This is a genomic window from Pseudomonas sp. S04 (assembly GCF_009834545.1).
GTDB lineage: Bacteria > Pseudomonadota > Gammaproteobacteria > Pseudomonadales > Pseudomonadaceae > Aquipseudomonas.
In genome coordinates, this window is sequence record NZ_CP019427.1 from 3,969,761 (window position 1) to 3,984,246 (window position 14,486).

The window sequence follows — 14,486 nt, forward strand, 5'->3', positions numbered from 1 at the left end:
GCAACTACACCTTTTACAAAAAGTGGGCTCGCTTGCCGGCATCAGCAACAAGCGGGGCCCGAGAGATTACAGATTCCGCAGCGCCGCGACTACTGCGTCGCCCATTTCCTGCGTTCCGACTTTGGTGCAACCGGTCGACCAGATGTCGCCAGTGCGCAAGCCCTGGTCCAGGACCAGGCTGACCGCCTGCTCGATGGCAGCGGCCGCCGCTTGCTGGTTGAAGCTGTAGCGCAGCATCATCGACACCGACAAAATGGTCGCCAGCGGGTTGGCAATGCCAAGGCCTGCGATGTCCGGCGCCGAGCCGTGGCAAGGCTCGTACATGCCCTTGTTGTGGGTATCCAGGGACGCCGAAGGCAGCATGCCGATGGAGCCGGTGAGCATCGAGGCCTGGTCGGACAGGATGTCGCCGAACATGTTGTCGGTAACGATCACGTCGAACTGCTTGGGTGCACGCACCAGTTGCATGGCGGCGTTGTCGACGTACATGTGGCTCAGTTCGACCTCAGGGTAATCCTTGGCCACCTGCTCGACCACTTCACGCCACAGTTGGCTGGACGCCAGCACGTTGGCCTTGTCCACCGAGCACAGCTTCTTGCCACGGACCATGGCCATGTCAAAACCGACACGGGCAATCCGGCGGATTTCGCTTTCGCTGTACGGCAGGGTGTCGTAGGACTGGCGCTCGCCGTTTTCCAGGGTGCGGGTGCCGCGTGGCGCGCCGAAGTAGATGCCGCCGGTCAGTTCGCGAACGATCAGGATGTCCAGGCCGGCAACGATTTCCGGCTTCAGGCTGGAAGCCTCGGCCAGTTGCGGGTAAAGGATCGCCGGACGCAGGTTACCGAACAGGCCCAGTTGCGCACGGATTTTCAGCAGGCCGCGCTCAGGGCGGATGTCACGCTCGATGGTGTCCCATTTCGGGCCGCCCACGGCGCCCAGCAGTACCGCGTCGGCCGCGCGCGCGCGCTCCAGGGTTTCGTCCGCCAGCGGTACGCCGTGCTTGTCGATGGCCGCGCCGCCGATCACGTCGTGGCTCAGTTCCAGGCCCAGGGCGAACTTGTCGCTGGCCAGCTCCAGCACCTTGACCGCTTCGGCCATGATTTCCGGACCAATACCGTCGCCTGGGAGAATCAGAATCTGCTTGCTCATGGGTTCCTCATGTCATCAGTCGGCGCGCCATACGAGGCACGCCCGGAAAAATTCTAGCGTTCGGCTATCAACACCAGCACGTCGGTGCTGAACGAACCGTCGGCTTCGATCTGGAAATACTCGCGCACTTCGCTACCCATTGCCTGCTGCAGCTCGCGGATCGCCCCGCGCATCACTTCAGGGGTGCGCATGCGCTCGACCCAGGAGCTGTATTCCAGGCGCAGCCGTTGACGGCTGGTGCTACGGGCAAACAACCCCGCCTCACTGACCTGGCGCAACCACTCGCCGGCGGAGTAATCGCGCACATGGCTGGTGTCGCGCAGCACTTCGACGCTCTGCAGGTAAGTGTCGAACAACGGGCTACCCGGCGACAAGACATCAATGAACGCCGCCACCCCGCCCGGCTTCAAAACCCGCCGCACTTCGCGCAGGGCCAGGCCGAGATCGCTCCAATGGTGCGCCGAATACCGGCTGAAGACGAAGTCGAATTCAGCATCGGCGAACGGCAACCGCTCGGCGGCGCCCAGGACTGTCGATACGTTGCTCAAGCCACGCTCAACCGCAGCACCGGCGACCACATCGAGCATCTGCTGCGACAGGTCGTAGGCCACCACTTCCTTGACCAGCGCGGCCACATGAAAACTCACATGCCCGGCGCCGCAGCCCAGGTCCAGCACCCGCGCATCACCGCGCCCTGCCACTTCGCCCTGGAGCAGCGCGAACTCAGTGCCCTGGGCGTGCACGGCACTGCTCAGGTAGGCCGCAGCCTGTTCACCGAATTGCTTTTGTACGACTTGGGTGTGCTGGGTGGTGCTGGTCATGGGGACTTCCTTTTAGGCGGTTAGCCTTGTGGTGTCTGATCTGGCCTGATCGCGGGCGAGCCCGCTCCCACAGGTTTTGTGACAGTGCAAATCACTGTGGGAGCGGGCTTGCCCGCGATCAGGGCGACACTACCTACCTGAATCTCGGTTCAATCACGCGTCACGAAACAACCACGGCTGGCTCGCCCGGTGCTTGGCCTCAAACGTGGCAATCGCCTCGTGGTCCTGCAAGGTCAGGCCGATGTCATCCAGGCCATTGAGCAGGCAGTGCTTGCGAAAGGCGTCGATCTCGAAATTCAGCACCTTGCCGTCGGGACGGGTCACGGTCTGGGCCTGCAGGTCGACCTGCAACTGATAACCCGGCGTGCTTTCCACCTGCTGGAACAGTTCGTCAACTTCAGCGTCGCTCAAGATGATCGGCAACAAGCCGTTCTTGAAGCTGTTGTTGAAGAAGATATCGGCGTAGCTCGGCGCGATGATGCTGCGAAAGCCGTACTCTTCCAGGGCCCACGGCGCATGCTCGCGGCTCGAGCCGCAACCGAAGTTCTCACGGGCCAGCAACACGCTGGCGCCCTGGTAACGTTCGGCATTGAGCACGAAGTCCTTGTTCAGCGGACGCTTGGAGTTGTCCTGGTACGGCTGCCCGACATCGAGGTAGCGCCACTCGTCGAACAGGTTCGGACCAAAACCGGTGCGCTTGATCGACTTCAAGAATTGCTTGGGAATGATCTGGTCGGTGTCCACGTTGGCACGATCCAGAGGCGCGACAAGACCAGTGTGCTGGGTAAAAGCTTTCATGCTGCGCTCCTTCAGATCAATTCGCGGACGTCAATGAAACGGCCGTTGACAGCGGCCGCGGCGGCCATCGCCGGGCTTACCAGGTGAGTACGACCACCGGCGCCCTGACGGCCTTCGAAGTTACGGTTGGAGGTGGACGCGCAATGCTCGCCACTTTCCAAACGGTCCGGGTTCATCGCCAGACACATCGAGCAGCCTGGCTCACGCCATTCGAAACCGGCCTCGAGGAAAATCTTGTCCAGGCCTTCCGATTCCGCCTGGGCCTTCACCAGCCCCGAACCCGGGACCACGATGGCTTGCTTGATGGTCGAGGCCACCTTGCGGCCCTTGGCGATCACGGCTGCCGCGCGCAAGTCTTCGATCCGCGAGTTGGTGCAGGAACCAATGAACACGCGGTCCAGCTGAATGTCGGTGATCGCCTGGTTGGCGGTCAAACCCATGTACTTCAAGGCACGGACGATGGAATCGCGCTTGACCAGGTCCATTTCCTTGGCCGGATCCGGCACGTTCTGATCAACCGCCAGTACCATCTCAGGCGAGGTGCCCCAGCTGACTTGTGGCTTGATCTGGGTCGCGTCGAGTTCAACGATGGTGTCGAACTTGGCATCGGCGTCCGACACCAGGTCTTTCCACGCTTCGACCGCCAAGTCCCATTCCGCGCCTTTCGGGGCGAAAGGACGGCCCTTGACGTACGCCACGGTTTTTTCGTCGGCGGCTACCAGGCCCACACGGGCACCGGCTTCGATGGACATGTTGCAGATGGTCATGCGGCCCTCAACGGACAGGTCACGAATCGCGCTACCGGCGAATTCGATCGCATGGCCATTACCGCCGGCGGTGCCGATCTTGCCGATCACGGCGAGCACGATGTCCTTGGCAGTCACGCCAAACGGCAAGGTGCCTTCGACGGACACCAGCATGTTCTTCATTTTCTTGGCCACCAGGCACTGGGTGGCGAGCACGTGCTCGACCTCGGAGGTGCCGATGCCGTGGGCCAGGGCCCCAAAGGCACCGTGGGTCGAGGTATGGGAGTCGCCGCAGACCACGGTCATGCCCGGCAAGGTGGCGCCCTGCTCCGGGCCGATGACGTGGACAATGCCTTGGCGCACGTCGTTCATCTTGAATTCGACGATGCCGTATTCGTCACAGTTGTCGTCGAGGGTCTGAACCTGCAAACGCGAGACCTGGTCGACAATCGCCTCGATGCCGCCCTTGCGCTCCGGGGTGGTCGGTACGTTGTGGTCCGGGGTCGCGATGTTGGCATCGATGCGCCACGGCTTGCGCCCGGCCAGACGCAGGCCTTCAAAGGCTTGCGGCGAGGTCACTTCGTGAATGATGTGACGATCGATATAGATCAGCGCCGAACCATCGTCGCGCTGCTTGACCAAATGCGAATCCCAGAGCTTGTCGTAGAGCGTTTTGCCGGCCATCAGACGTTTCCTCATCAGCTTGTTTCTATGCCCTGGGCCTTGAGCGACTCAATAACCCCTTGGCTTGTGAGGTCGATCCTATGGGGTTACATTAAATAACTCAAATTCATATTTTTCATGCTTTGGATAACCAACTGGAATACGAACATGGACCTGGCCAACCTCAATGCTTTTATTGCCATTGCCGAGACCGGCAGCTTCTCCGGGGCCGGTGAACGCCTGCACCTGACCCAGCCGGCCATCAGCAAACGCATCGCCGGCCTGGAGCAACAGCTCAAGGTGCGCCTGTTTGATCGCCTGGGTCGCGAAGTGGGCCTGACCGAAGCCGGGCGCGCCCTGCTGCCGCGGGCCTACCAGATCCTCAACGTGCTGGATGACACCCGCCGCGCCCTGACCAACCTGACCGGCGAGGTCACCGGTCGCCTGACCCTGGCCACCAGTCACCACATCGGCCTGCATCGCTTGCCACCCTTATTAAGGGCGTTCACCCGCCAATACCCCGAGGTGGCGCTGGACATCCAGTTCCTCGACTCGGAAGTGGCCTATGAGGAAATTCTTCACGGCCGCGCTGAACTGGCAGTGATTACCCTGGCCCCGGAACCCCACACCCTGGTCAAGGCCACCCCGGTCTGGGACGACCCGCTGGATTTCGTGGTGGCCCCCGAGCATTCGCTGATCAGCAATGGCGCGGTCAGCCTGGCCGACATCGCCCTGCACCCGGCGGTCTTCCCCGGCGGCAACACCTTCACCCATCACATCGTCCAGCGCCTGTTCGAGGCCCAGGGACTGACGCCGAACATCGCCATGAGCACCAATTACCTGGAAACCATCAAGATGATGGTGTCTATCGGCCTGGCCTGGAGCGTCCTGCCGCGCACCATGCTCGACGACCAGGTGGCGCGCATCCCATTGCCGGGCATACAACTCACTCGCCAGCTAGGCTATATCGTGCACACCGAAAGGACGTTGTCGAATGCCGCGCGGGCCTTCATGGCTTTGCTGGACGCACAGATCGATTTGCCAGGGACTGATGGCTAACTTGTGCTACTCCTATAGAGCCGCAAAACCCGTGCCTAACGCCCCATTCAGCCCAAGGCCTGCTGCCAATGCCCAAATCTGTTGACCGCCCTCGTCCCCATACGCCATTGATGCCGCGTATCCAGGCGCTTGACCCCCACACTTCGGAGCAAAGTTGGGAAAGCGCTCCGCAGTTGCTGGCCGCCCTTAATGGCGCGCGCCTGGGTGCCTGGTATTGGGACATCGAGCGCGGGCTGATCAGTTGGTCGCGGGGCACCCAGGCATTGTTCGGCTTCGACCCCCGCAAACCCTTGCCGGCCGACCTTGAATACCTCGACCTGCTGCCCGCCGAGGACCGGCCCAAGACCTTGCGTGCGTTCAATGCGGTGATCGCCGGCGCGCCCCTGGAACAAGTGATGCACCACCGCATCCGCTGGCCGGATGGCAGCCTGCACTGGCTGGAAATCAGCGGTAGCCTGCTGCCGGACAAACAGGGCCGGCCACGGATGATCGGGGTGATCCGCGAGATCACCCATCAGCGCCAGCGCGAACAGGCCCTGAGCAGTTCGGAAAAACGCTTCGCCACGCTGTTTCACCTGTGCCCCAACATGGTCTTGCTGACCCGCCAGGAAGACGGCCTGATCACCGAGGCCAACCAGTATTTCGAGAGCCTGTTCGGCTGGCCGGTACAGGACGCCATTGGTCGTACCACTCTGGAACTGGGGTTGTGGGTGCACCCCGAGCAGCGGGCCAAGCTGGTCAAGGCGACCAAGGCCAAGGGCGAGCTGGTAAGCATGGAAGTGCAGTTCCGCGCCAGCAATGGGCAGATCCATGACGGCATCCTCAGCGCGCAGAAGGTCGAACTCGAAGGCCAGCCCTACCTGCTGAGCACCTTTCTCGACACCACCGAACGCAAAATCGCCGAAGACGCGCTCAAGGACAGCCAGGAGCGCCTGGACCTGGCCCTGGATTCCGCCCAACTGGGCACCTGGGACTGGCACATCCCCAGCGGCATGCTCTATGGTTCGGCGCGGGCCGCCCAACTGCACGGGCTGGAACCGATCCCATTTCATGAATCCTTCGAGGAGTTTTTCGAAGGGGTTCCCGGCGAAGAGCGCGACAGCATGCGCGACGCCTACCGCAGCCTGCGTGAAGGTCCGGCCGGCAACTATCAACTGACTTACCGGGTGCAGTTGGCCGATGGCACATCACGCTACCTGGAAAGCCGCGCGCGCCTGTACCGCGACGAAGACGGCCAGCCCTTGCGCATGGCCGGGACCTTGCTCGACATCACCGACCAGGTGGAGCGCGAGCAGCGCCTGGTGGCTTCCGAAGAGAAGTTCGCCACTCTGTTCCAGGTCAGCCCGGACCCGATCTGCGTGACCCGCCAGGACAGCGGCCAGTTCATCGAAATCAACAACAGCTTCACCCAGACCTTCGGATGGACCGCCGCCGACGTGATCGGCCGCAGCGCCGACGACATCGGCCTGTGGGACGCCTCGGCGCAAAGCCTGCGGCGGATCGAACAGGTGATCCGCGAACAGGGCCTGAACAATGTGGCGATCATGGTCCAGCACAAGGACGGCCAGTCCCTGACCTGCGTGATTTCCAGCCGGCAGATCAGCGTCGGCGAACAACCGTGCATCGTCACCACCCTGCGCGACATAACCCAGCAACAGCGCTCGGAGGCCGCGCTCAAGGCCAGTGAAGAGAAATTCGCCAAGGCGTTTCACTCCAGCCCCGACGCCATCACCATCACTGAACGCGACACTGGGCGTTACCTGGAGGTCAACGACGGCTTCTGCCGCCTGACCGGCTACCGTGCCGAGGAAGTGGTCGGCAAAACCGTGTACCAGGTCGGAATCTGGGCCGAAGAAAAGCAGCGCTCGATGCTGCTGGCGGAGCTGCAACTCAAGGGCCGGGTGCACCACCTGGAAATGCTCGGGCGCAACAAGAGCGGGCAGTTGCTCACCGTCGAGGTTTCGGTGGAACCGATCACCCTCAATGAAACCGACTGCCTGCTACTGACCGCGCGGGACGTCAGCCTGCTGAAGAATGCCGAAGCGCAGATCCGTCACCTGGCCTACCACGACTCCCTGACCAACCTGCCCAACCGCGCCCTCCTGATGGACCGCCTGAGCCAGCAGATCGCCCTGCTCAAGCGCCACAACCTGCGTGGCGCGCTGCTGTTCCTCGACCTCGACCACTTCAAGCACATCAATGACTCCCTGGGCCACCCGGTGGGCGATACGGTGCTGAAGATCATCACCGCACGCCTGGAAGCCAGCGTTCGCATGGAAGACACCGTGGCCCGCCTGGGCGGTGACGAGTTCGTGGTCCTGCTCAGTGGCCTGGAAGGCTCGCGCAATGAAGTCAGCGATCAGGTGCGGGACCTGGCCGACACCCTGCGCGAGCTGCTGTCGGAGCCGATGTTCCTCGACGGTCACCGCCTGCAGGTCACGCCCAGTATCGGCGTGGCCTTGATTCCCGACCACGGCTCCACCCCGACCGACCTGCTCAAGCGCGCGGATATTGCCCTGTATCGGGCCAAGGACTCGGGGCGCAACACCACGCAGATGTACCACAACACCATGCAGAAGGCCGCCAGCGAGCGCTTGCGCATGGAAACCGACCTGCGCCTGGCCCTGTCACGGGGTGAGTTCCGGGTGCACTACCAACCCCAGGTCGATGCCCGCGGCGAGCGCATCGTCGGCGCCGAAGCGCTGGTGCGCTGGAACCACCCGCAATTGGGCGCCCAGTCGCCCAACGAGTTCATCAAGGTACTGGAAGACAGCGGTCTGATCCTCGAAGTCGGCACCTGGATCCTCGATGAAGCCTGCCAGGCCTTCAAGCAACTGATCGCCAGGGGCAAGGTCGATCCGCTGAACTTCAGCCTGTGCGTGAACATCAGCCCGCGACAGTTCCGCCAGGCCGATTTCGTCGAGCGCATCGAGCGCAGCCTCAGCAGCCACGGCCTGCCCTGCTCGCTGCTGAAACTGGAAATCACCGAAGGCATCGTGATCCAGAACCTGGAGGACACCATCAACAAAATGCGCCGCCTGAAAAAACTCGGCGTCAGCTTTGCCATGGACGACTTCGGCACCGGCTACTCATCGCTGACCTACCTCAAGCGCCTGCCGGTGGACACCTTGAAAATCGACCAGTCGTTCATCCGCGACGCTACCAGCGACCCCAACGACGCCGAAATCATCCGCGCCATCGTCGCCATGGCCCGCAGCCTGGGACTGGAAGTCATCGCCGAGGGCGTGGAAACCCCGGAACAGCTTGAGTTTTTGCAGGGCCTGGGCTGTCACTTGTACCAGGGCTACCTGCATAGCCGGCCGTTGCCGGTGGAGGAGTTTCAGTTGCTGTTGCAATAACCGGTGGCCAGGTCGCACTCGCCGGGTAACGTGGCCCGCGCGGCCAGAAGCCAGAAGCCATCTACACTCACACCTCATATTTCCCGGCATTGCCTTGCCGCACGCTCCCTCGCCGAGACTCCTTGCCGTGCCCAGCATCTATCAGCTCAAACCTGCGTTTCAGAACTGCTTGCGACCGCTGGTCCGGCGCTTGTTCGCCAACGGCACCACGGCCAATCAGATCACCCTGCTGGCAGGCCTCGGTTCGGTGTTGGTGGGGGTCGCGATCAGCGCGTTTGCCCAGCACGCCTGGATGTTCGCCCTGATTCCCCTGTGGATGCTGCTGCGCATGGCCCTCAACGCCATCGACGGCATGCTCGCCCGCGAGTTCAACCAGCAATCACCGCTGGGGGCCTATCTCAATGAGCTGTGCGACGTGGTCGCCGACTGCGCACTGATCCTGCCCTTCGCCCTGATCGCCGACGTCAGCCTGCTGCTGGTAATGCTGGTCACCCTGCTTGCGGTGTTCAGCGAATACAGCGGCGTATTGGGCCCGATGATCGGTGCTTCGCGGCGTTATGACGGGCCGATGGGCAAGAGCGACCGGGCGTTGGTGCTGGGGCTCCTGGCCATGGCTATCGCCCTGGGTTGGGCCAGCGCCCCGTGGATCAACGGGGTGTTCGCGCTGATCGCGGTCCTGCTGGCCTACACCCTGTTCAACCGGGTCCGCCAGGGTCTCAAGGAAGTCCAGGAAAACGCCCCCTCAGTCTAAGGAAGCTGTCATGCGCCAAGCCCAGCACCAGACATTCACCACCCACGACGGTGTGCAACTGTTCTATCGCTACTGGCCAGGCACCCCGGCCCCCGGCGAACCGCGCAAAGCCGTGCTGCTGTTCCACCGCGGCCATGAACATTCCGCGCGCATCGCCCATCTGGCAGACGAACTGGACCTGCCTGAAGTGGATTTTTTTGCCTGGGATTCACGCGGCCATGGGCTGTCCCCGGGCGAACGCGGCGACAGCCCGAGCTTCGCCACCAGCGTGCGTGACGTGCAGACGTTCTGCGATCACCTGCAGGCGACCTACCAGATCGCCGAGTCGGACATGGCCGTGATTGCCCAGAGCGTTGGCGCGGTGATAGTCGCCACTTGGGTCCACGACTACGCCCCACGCATCCGCGCACTGGTGCTGGCGTCGCCGGCGTTCAAAGTAAAGCTCTACGTACCCTTCGCCCGCCAGGGGCTGGCCCTGATGCGGCGGTTTCGCGGTAACTTCTTCGTCAACAGCTACGTCAAGGCACGCTTTCTCAGCCATGACCCAGAACGGGTGGCCTCCTACGACAGCGACCCGCTGATCACCAAAGCCATTTCAGTGAATGTACTGCTCGGCCTGTATGACGCCGCCGAGCGCGTGGTGGCCGATGCCCAGGCGATTCAGGTGCCCACCCAGCTCCTGATCTCTGGTGCCGACTTCGTGGTGCATCGCCAACCACAGGAGCAGTTCTTCGAGCGCCTGGGCAGCCTGCACAAGGAAAAACACATCCTGCCGGGCTTCTTCCACGACACCCTCGGCGAAAAGCGTCGCGCTATCGCCGTCGCCAGTGCCCGGCGCTTCATAGTGCAGAACTTCCAGCAACCGCTCGCACGCCCTTCGCTGCTGGCCGCCGACCGCCTGGGCCTGACGTGCGCCGAATCGGAAGCCCTGGCCGCGCCCTTGCCGCACAACTCCCTGCGCGACCGCTACTGGCGCATGACCCGCGCCAGTATGCGTTTGGGCAGTCGACTGTCGAGCGGGGTCAAGCTGGGTTTCGACACCGGTTTCGACTCCGGCAGCACCCTGGACTACGTCTACCGCAACACCCCCACTGGCACCTCTGCGATCGGGCGGATGATCGACCGCAGTTACCTGGACTCGATCGGCTGGCGCGGCATTCGCCAGCGCAAACTGCATGTCGAGGAACTGCTGCGCCTGGCGATCGCCCAATTGCGCGAGCAAGGCAGCGCGGTGCGGATCGTCGACATCGCCGCCGGTCACGGACGCTACATTCTCGAAGCCTTGCAGGGGGTTACCCCGCTGCCCGAATCAATACTGTTGCGTGACTACAGCGACATCAACGTGCGCGACGGCAGTGCGTTGATCCGCGAGAAGGGCCTGGAAAACATCGCCCGTTTCATCAAGGCCGATGCCTTCGACCGCTCCGACCTGGCGGCCCTCGACCCGCAACCGACCCTCGCCGTGGTGTCCGGCCTGTATGAACTGTTCGCCGACAACCAGATGGTCGGCGGCTCCCTTGCGGGTCTGGCGGACGCGGTGCCCGTCGGCGGTTACCTGGTCTACACCGGCCAACCCTGGCACCCGCAACTGGAACTGATTGCCCGCGCCCTGACCAGCCACCGCGAAGGCCAGGCCTGGGTCATGCGCCGCCGCAGCCAGGCAGAAATGGACCAGTTGGTGGAAGCCGCAGGTTTTCGCAAAATCACCCAGCGGGTCGATGAGTGGGGCATCTTCAGCGTCGCCCTGGCCCAGCGCGTGCAGGCATGAGCAACGCCATCACCGGGCAGCGTGAACCCGGCTTGTTGAAGCCCGCGGTGCTCTGGCTGCTGGTGTTGGCACCGTTGTTTTTTGCCACCTACGGCTTTGCCACCTGGGCCACTACCCAGCGCGGCGAAGTCGGCAGCCTGGTATTTGGTTGGGAAAACCACATGCCGTTCTGGGCGTGGACCATCGTGCCCTATTGGTCGATCGACCTACTGTATGGCCTGTCGTTGCTGCTACCCGACACTCGCCAGGAGCTCAAGCGCCATGCGTTGCGCCTGCTGACCGCGCAACTGATCGCGGTCAGTTGTTTTCTGCTGTGGCCATTACGCTTCACCTTCGAACGGCCCGAACTCGATGGGGTTTTCGGCTGGCTGTTCGAGGTCCTGGCCGGCTTCGACAAACCGTTCAATCAGGCTCCCTCCCTGCACATTGCCCTGCTGGTGGTGTTATGGACCTGCTACCAGCGACATTTATCGGGCCTCTGGCGCGGGTTGATGCATGTCTGGTTTGGCCTGATCGGGGTGTCGGTGCTGACCACCTACCAGCATCACTTCATCGATTTGCCCACGGGCGCCTTGCTCGGCTGGCTGTGTGTCTGGCTGTGGCCGCTGGATCGCCCGAGTCCGCTGTGCAGTGCCCGGCTGGCCCGCGACAGCCAACGCTGGAAACTCAGCCTGTGCTACCTGGCAGGTGCCGGGATCTTGGGTCTCCTGGCCTGGCGCATCGGTGGCGGCGGGTTGTGGTTGCTCTGGCCGGCGCTGGCCTTGCTGTTGGTCGCGCTGAATTACGCGGTGCTGGACGCCAATGGTTTTCAAAAGCGCGCCGACGGGCGCCTGAGCTGGGCCGCACGCTGGTTGTTGGCGCCCTACCTGGCCGCGGCCTGGCTCAACTCACGCGGGTGGACGCGCCACCATCCGCAGCCCGACCTAGTGCTCGATGGCGTGTGGCTGGGACGGATGCCGACCCACCGGGAACTGCAGGACAGCCCGTTCAAGGCGGTGCTCGACCTGTGTGCCGAGTTGTCGCTGGACCCGGGAAACCTGGCCTACCGCTCGCTGCCCGTGCTCGACCTGACCGCCCCCACCACCGCGCAATGCCTGGAAGCCGCGCAGGCCATCGAAGACCTGCGCCAGCACGGTCCGCTGCTGGTCTGTTGCGCCCTCGGTTATTCACGCAGTGCCACTGCGGTGGCCGCCTGGCTGTTGCGCAGCGGCAGGGCTGCCAACCTCGATCAAGCGCTCCTGCAACTGCAACGAGCCCGCCCGGGCATCGTCCTGCGCCAGGCCCACCGAGTCGCCCTGACACCCTTGTGCTTGAGCACGGAGCCTGCCCATGACCACTGACATGGAACTGCATACGACCGCCAGCCTGCTGCGCCGCGGGGCCTCCCTGGATCAACTGTCCACCGGCCTCGCGCTGGTCGGCGCCTTGCTGGGCTTGAGCCAGTATCTGTTGGCCAGCCCCGGTGTCTGGGCGGTGCTGTGCAGTGCCGCCCTGCTGGTACTGGGCGTGCTGCAAAAATACTGGGCCGTGCGGGTCGCGCTCGACGCGGAACTGTTCCAGCGCATAGCCGACGGCAATCAACCCCTGCCCCTGCGTACCGAGGCCCTGGATCACGCCCTCGCCGCCCTCGGCCTGCAACCTGCCGCGCGGGGTGGTCGCCTGTGGAGCGAACGTACCGGCGGCGCCCTCAACCTGCTTCGGCGCCAGGCCCTGCTGGTGGCGGTGCAGGTGCTGCTGACACTGGGCTTCATCCTGGCCGGCCCCTGGCTGGCCTTCGCTGAATAAGGAACTTTCATGCTCGAACCCTTGGTCGCCACCCTCATCACCTCCGCGGCACGCACCATTACCGGCGCCCGTAGCCTGTGGCTCGGTTGCGCGCCGCAAGCGGTGCAGCGCATCTACTTCGCCAACCACAGCAGCCATGGCGACTTCGTGCTGCTCTGGGCCTCGCTGCCCCCGGCCCTGCGCAAAATGACCCGGCCGGTGGCGGGCGCCGATTACTGGCAAACCACCCCGCTGCGCCGCTACATCATCAATCGTGTGTTCAATGGCGTGCTGGTCGACCGTGAGCGCAAGGAACCGACTGACAACCCCTTGCTGCCGATGCTCGAGGCCTTGGCCAACGGCGACTCACTGATCATCTTCCCCGAGGGCACACGTAACCTCGCGGACGGCCTGCTGCCGTTCAAAAGCGGGATCTATCACTTGGCCAAAGCACACCCCGAGGTCGAGCTGGTGCCGGTGTGGATCGCCAACCTCAACCGCGTCATGCCCAAGGGCCGGTTCCTGCCGCTGCCCTTGCTATGCACCACCCGTTTTGGCGCGGCGCTAACCCTCGATATTGATGAAAGCAAAGAACAGTTTCTCCAGCGCAGCCGTGCAGCGCTGCTGGACCTGGCTGAGGAGCCGGCCTGACATGGACAGACAAACCCTGATGCTGTTTGGCGGGATTGGTGCTTTCCTGCTGCTCGCCTCGCTGATCGGCTGGATCCTCAAGCTGCGCAAGCGCGGTACACCGGACCCGGTGATCGATAATCTCAACGCGCGGATCAACGCCTGGTGGGTGATGGTGGCGGTGATCGGCATCGCTTTCTGGCTCGGCACCAGCGCGGTCATCCTGCTGTTCTACGCCGTATCCTTCTACGCCCTGCGCGAGTTCATGACCCTCACCCCGACCCGGCGCAGCGACTACCCGGCCCTGGTGGCGGCCTTCTACCTGGCGCTGCCGCTGCAGTACCTGCTGATTTATTTCGACTGGTACGGGCTGTTCTCGATCTTCATTCCGGTCTACGTATTCCTGTTGCTGCCGATCCTCGCGTCATTGGGCGGGGACAGCACGCACTTTCTCGAGCGCGCCTCCAAGGTCCAATGGGGGCTGATGATTGCGGTGTTCTGCGTGTCCCACGTACCCGCCCTGCTGACCCTGGACATTGCTGGATACGAGGGCCGCAACCTGCTGCTGATCGCCTACCTGGTGATCGTGGTGCAAATGTCGGACGTGTTGCAGTACGTCTGCGGCAAACTGTTTGGCAAACACAAGATCGCGCCCAACCTGTCCCCGTCCAAAACCGTCGAAGGTTTTATCGGCGGTATCCTCCTGGCTTCCGTGATCGGGGCCGCGTTGTGCTGGATTACCCCGTTCAATGCCTGGCAGTCGTTCCTGATCGCCCTGCTGATCAACCTACTGGGGTTTGCCGGTGGCATCGTGATGTCGGCGATCAAGCGCGACCGTGGCGTCAAGGACTGGGGGCACATGATCGAAGGCCACGGCGGCATGCTCGACCGTCTGGACTCGGTGTGTTTCGCCGCGCCGATCTTCTTTCACCTGGTGCGGTATGGATGGACGTGAGTCTGGCGGCTCCTACAGACAGC

12 protein-coding genes are annotated in these 14,486 nt (G+C 63.2%); 8 read left to right on the forward strand and 4 right to left on the reverse strand.

All coding sequences use genetic code 11. From position 1 onward, the window contains the following. Positions 1-66 precede the first annotated feature (66 nt). From leuB to leuC, 4 genes are all read right to left on the reverse strand, one after another. Entirely contained in the window at positions 67-1,149 is a 1,083-nt protein-coding gene (gene leuB / locus PspS04_RS17510) for a 3-isopropylmalate dehydrogenase (RefSeq protein WP_095171324.1), read from the reverse strand. A 53-nt stretch (positions 1,150-1,202) separates the two neighbouring features. Next, the gene (locus PspS04_RS17515; protein ID WP_159996881.1) at positions 1,203-1,970 is read right to left on the reverse strand and encodes a class I SAM-dependent methyltransferase; all 768 of its coding nucleotides are present in this window, start codon (positions 1,968-1,970) and stop codon (positions 1,203-1,205) included. Between the two features lie 153 nt (positions 1,971-2,123). Then, the gene (gene leuD, locus PspS04_RS17520) at positions 2,124-2,768 is read right to left on the reverse strand and encodes a 3-isopropylmalate dehydratase small subunit (RefSeq protein WP_095171328.1); all 645 of its coding nucleotides are present in this window, start codon (positions 2,766-2,768) and stop codon (positions 2,124-2,126) included. Positions 2,769-2,779: 11 nt separating this feature from the next. Next, on the reverse strand, positions 2,780-4,198 hold the full coding sequence (leuC, locus tag PspS04_RS17525) for a 3-isopropylmalate dehydratase large subunit (protein ID WP_159996883.1): 1,419 nt from the start codon (positions 4,196-4,198) through the stop codon (positions 2,780-2,782). Between the two features lie 147 nt (positions 4,199-4,345). Here leuC and PspS04_RS17530 point away from each other — a divergent pair, with 147 nt between their 5' ends. The 8 genes from PspS04_RS17530 to PspS04_RS17565 all read left to right on the forward strand — a co-directional run bounded on the left by PspS04_RS17530 (position 4,346) and on the right by PspS04_RS17565 (position 14,463). Beyond that, positions 4,346-5,236, forward strand: a complete 891-nt coding sequence (locus PspS04_RS17530; protein ID WP_095171332.1) for a LysR family transcriptional regulator — start codon at positions 4,346-4,348, stop codon at positions 5,234-5,236. A 68-nt stretch (positions 5,237-5,304) separates the two neighbouring features. Next, the gene (locus PspS04_RS17535; RefSeq protein ID WP_159996885.1) at positions 5,305-8,595 is read left to right on the forward strand and encodes a PAS domain S-box protein; all 3,291 of its coding nucleotides are present in this window, start codon (positions 5,305-5,307) and stop codon (positions 8,593-8,595) included. A 127-nt stretch (positions 8,596-8,722) separates the two neighbouring features. After that, on the forward strand, positions 8,723-9,346 hold the full coding sequence (locus PspS04_RS17540; RefSeq protein WP_159996887.1) for a CDP-alcohol phosphatidyltransferase family protein: 624 nt from the start codon (positions 8,723-8,725) through the stop codon (positions 9,344-9,346). Between the two features lie 10 nt (positions 9,347-9,356). Continuing rightward, entirely contained in the window at positions 9,357-11,114 is a 1,758-nt protein-coding gene (locus tag PspS04_RS17545) for a bifunctional alpha/beta hydrolase/class I SAM-dependent methyltransferase (protein WP_159996889.1), read from the forward strand. Beyond that, on the forward strand, positions 11,111-12,454 hold the full coding sequence (locus PspS04_RS17550) for a phosphatase PAP2/dual specificity phosphatase family protein (RefSeq protein WP_159996891.1): 1,344 nt from the start codon (positions 11,111-11,113) through the stop codon (positions 12,452-12,454). Before PspS04_RS17545 ends, PspS04_RS17550 begins: the two co-directional genes overlap by 4 nt. After that, complete coding sequence (locus PspS04_RS17555; RefSeq protein ID WP_095171341.1) at positions 12,444-12,899, forward strand: hypothetical protein; 456 nt, start codon at positions 12,444-12,446, stop codon at positions 12,897-12,899. Before PspS04_RS17550 ends, PspS04_RS17555 begins: the two co-directional genes overlap by 11 nt. A 9-nt stretch (positions 12,900-12,908) precedes the next feature. Continuing rightward, positions 12,909-13,529: a lysophospholipid acyltransferase family protein gene (locus PspS04_RS17560; RefSeq protein ID WP_095171343.1), complete on the forward strand. Its 621-nt coding sequence runs from the start codon at positions 12,909-12,911 to the stop codon at positions 13,527-13,529. 1 nt (position 13,530) lies between these two features. Further along, on the forward strand, positions 13,531-14,463 hold the full coding sequence (locus tag PspS04_RS17565; protein ID WP_159996893.1) for a phosphatidate cytidylyltransferase: 933 nt from the start codon (positions 13,531-13,533) through the stop codon (positions 14,461-14,463). Positions 14,464-14,486 lie beyond the last annotated feature (23 nt).

Excerpts from the sequence above, each read along its gene's own strand:
- leuB (WP_095171324.1), bottom strand. The coding sequence starts at position 1,149 with ATGAGCAAGCAGATTCTGATTCTCCCAGGCGACGGTATTGGTCCGGAA.
- PspS04_RS17550 (WP_159996891.1), top strand. The coding sequence starts at position 11,111 with ATGAGCAACGCCATCACCGGGCAGCGTGAACCCGGCTTGTTGAAGCCC.
- PspS04_RS17565 (WP_159996893.1), top strand. The coding sequence starts at position 13,531 with ATGGACAGACAAACCCTGATGCTGTTTGGCGGGATTGGTGCTTTCCTG.
- PspS04_RS17535 (WP_159996885.1), top strand. The coding sequence starts at position 5,305 with ATGCCCAAATCTGTTGACCGCCCTCGTCCCCATACGCCATTGATGCCG.
- PspS04_RS17545 (WP_159996889.1), top strand. The coding sequence starts at position 9,357 with ATGCGCCAAGCCCAGCACCAGACATTCACCACCCACGACGGTGTGCAA.
- PspS04_RS17530 (WP_095171332.1), top strand. The coding sequence starts at position 4,346 with ATGGACCTGGCCAACCTCAATGCTTTTATTGCCATTGCCGAGACCGGC.
- PspS04_RS17560 (WP_095171343.1), top strand. The coding sequence starts at position 12,909 with ATGCTCGAACCCTTGGTCGCCACCCTCATCACCTCCGCGGCACGCACC.
- leuC (WP_159996883.1), bottom strand. The coding sequence starts at position 4,198 with ATGGCCGGCAAAACGCTCTACGACAAGCTCTGGGATTCGCATTTGGTC.
- PspS04_RS17515 (WP_159996881.1), bottom strand. The coding sequence starts at position 1,970 with ATGACCAGCACCACCCAGCACACCCAAGTCGTACAAAAGCAATTCGGT.
- leuD (WP_095171328.1), bottom strand. The coding sequence starts at position 2,768 with ATGAAAGCTTTTACCCAGCACACTGGTCTTGTCGCGCCTCTGGATCGT.
- PspS04_RS17555 (WP_095171341.1), top strand. The coding sequence starts at position 12,444 with ATGACCACTGACATGGAACTGCATACGACCGCCAGCCTGCTGCGCCGC.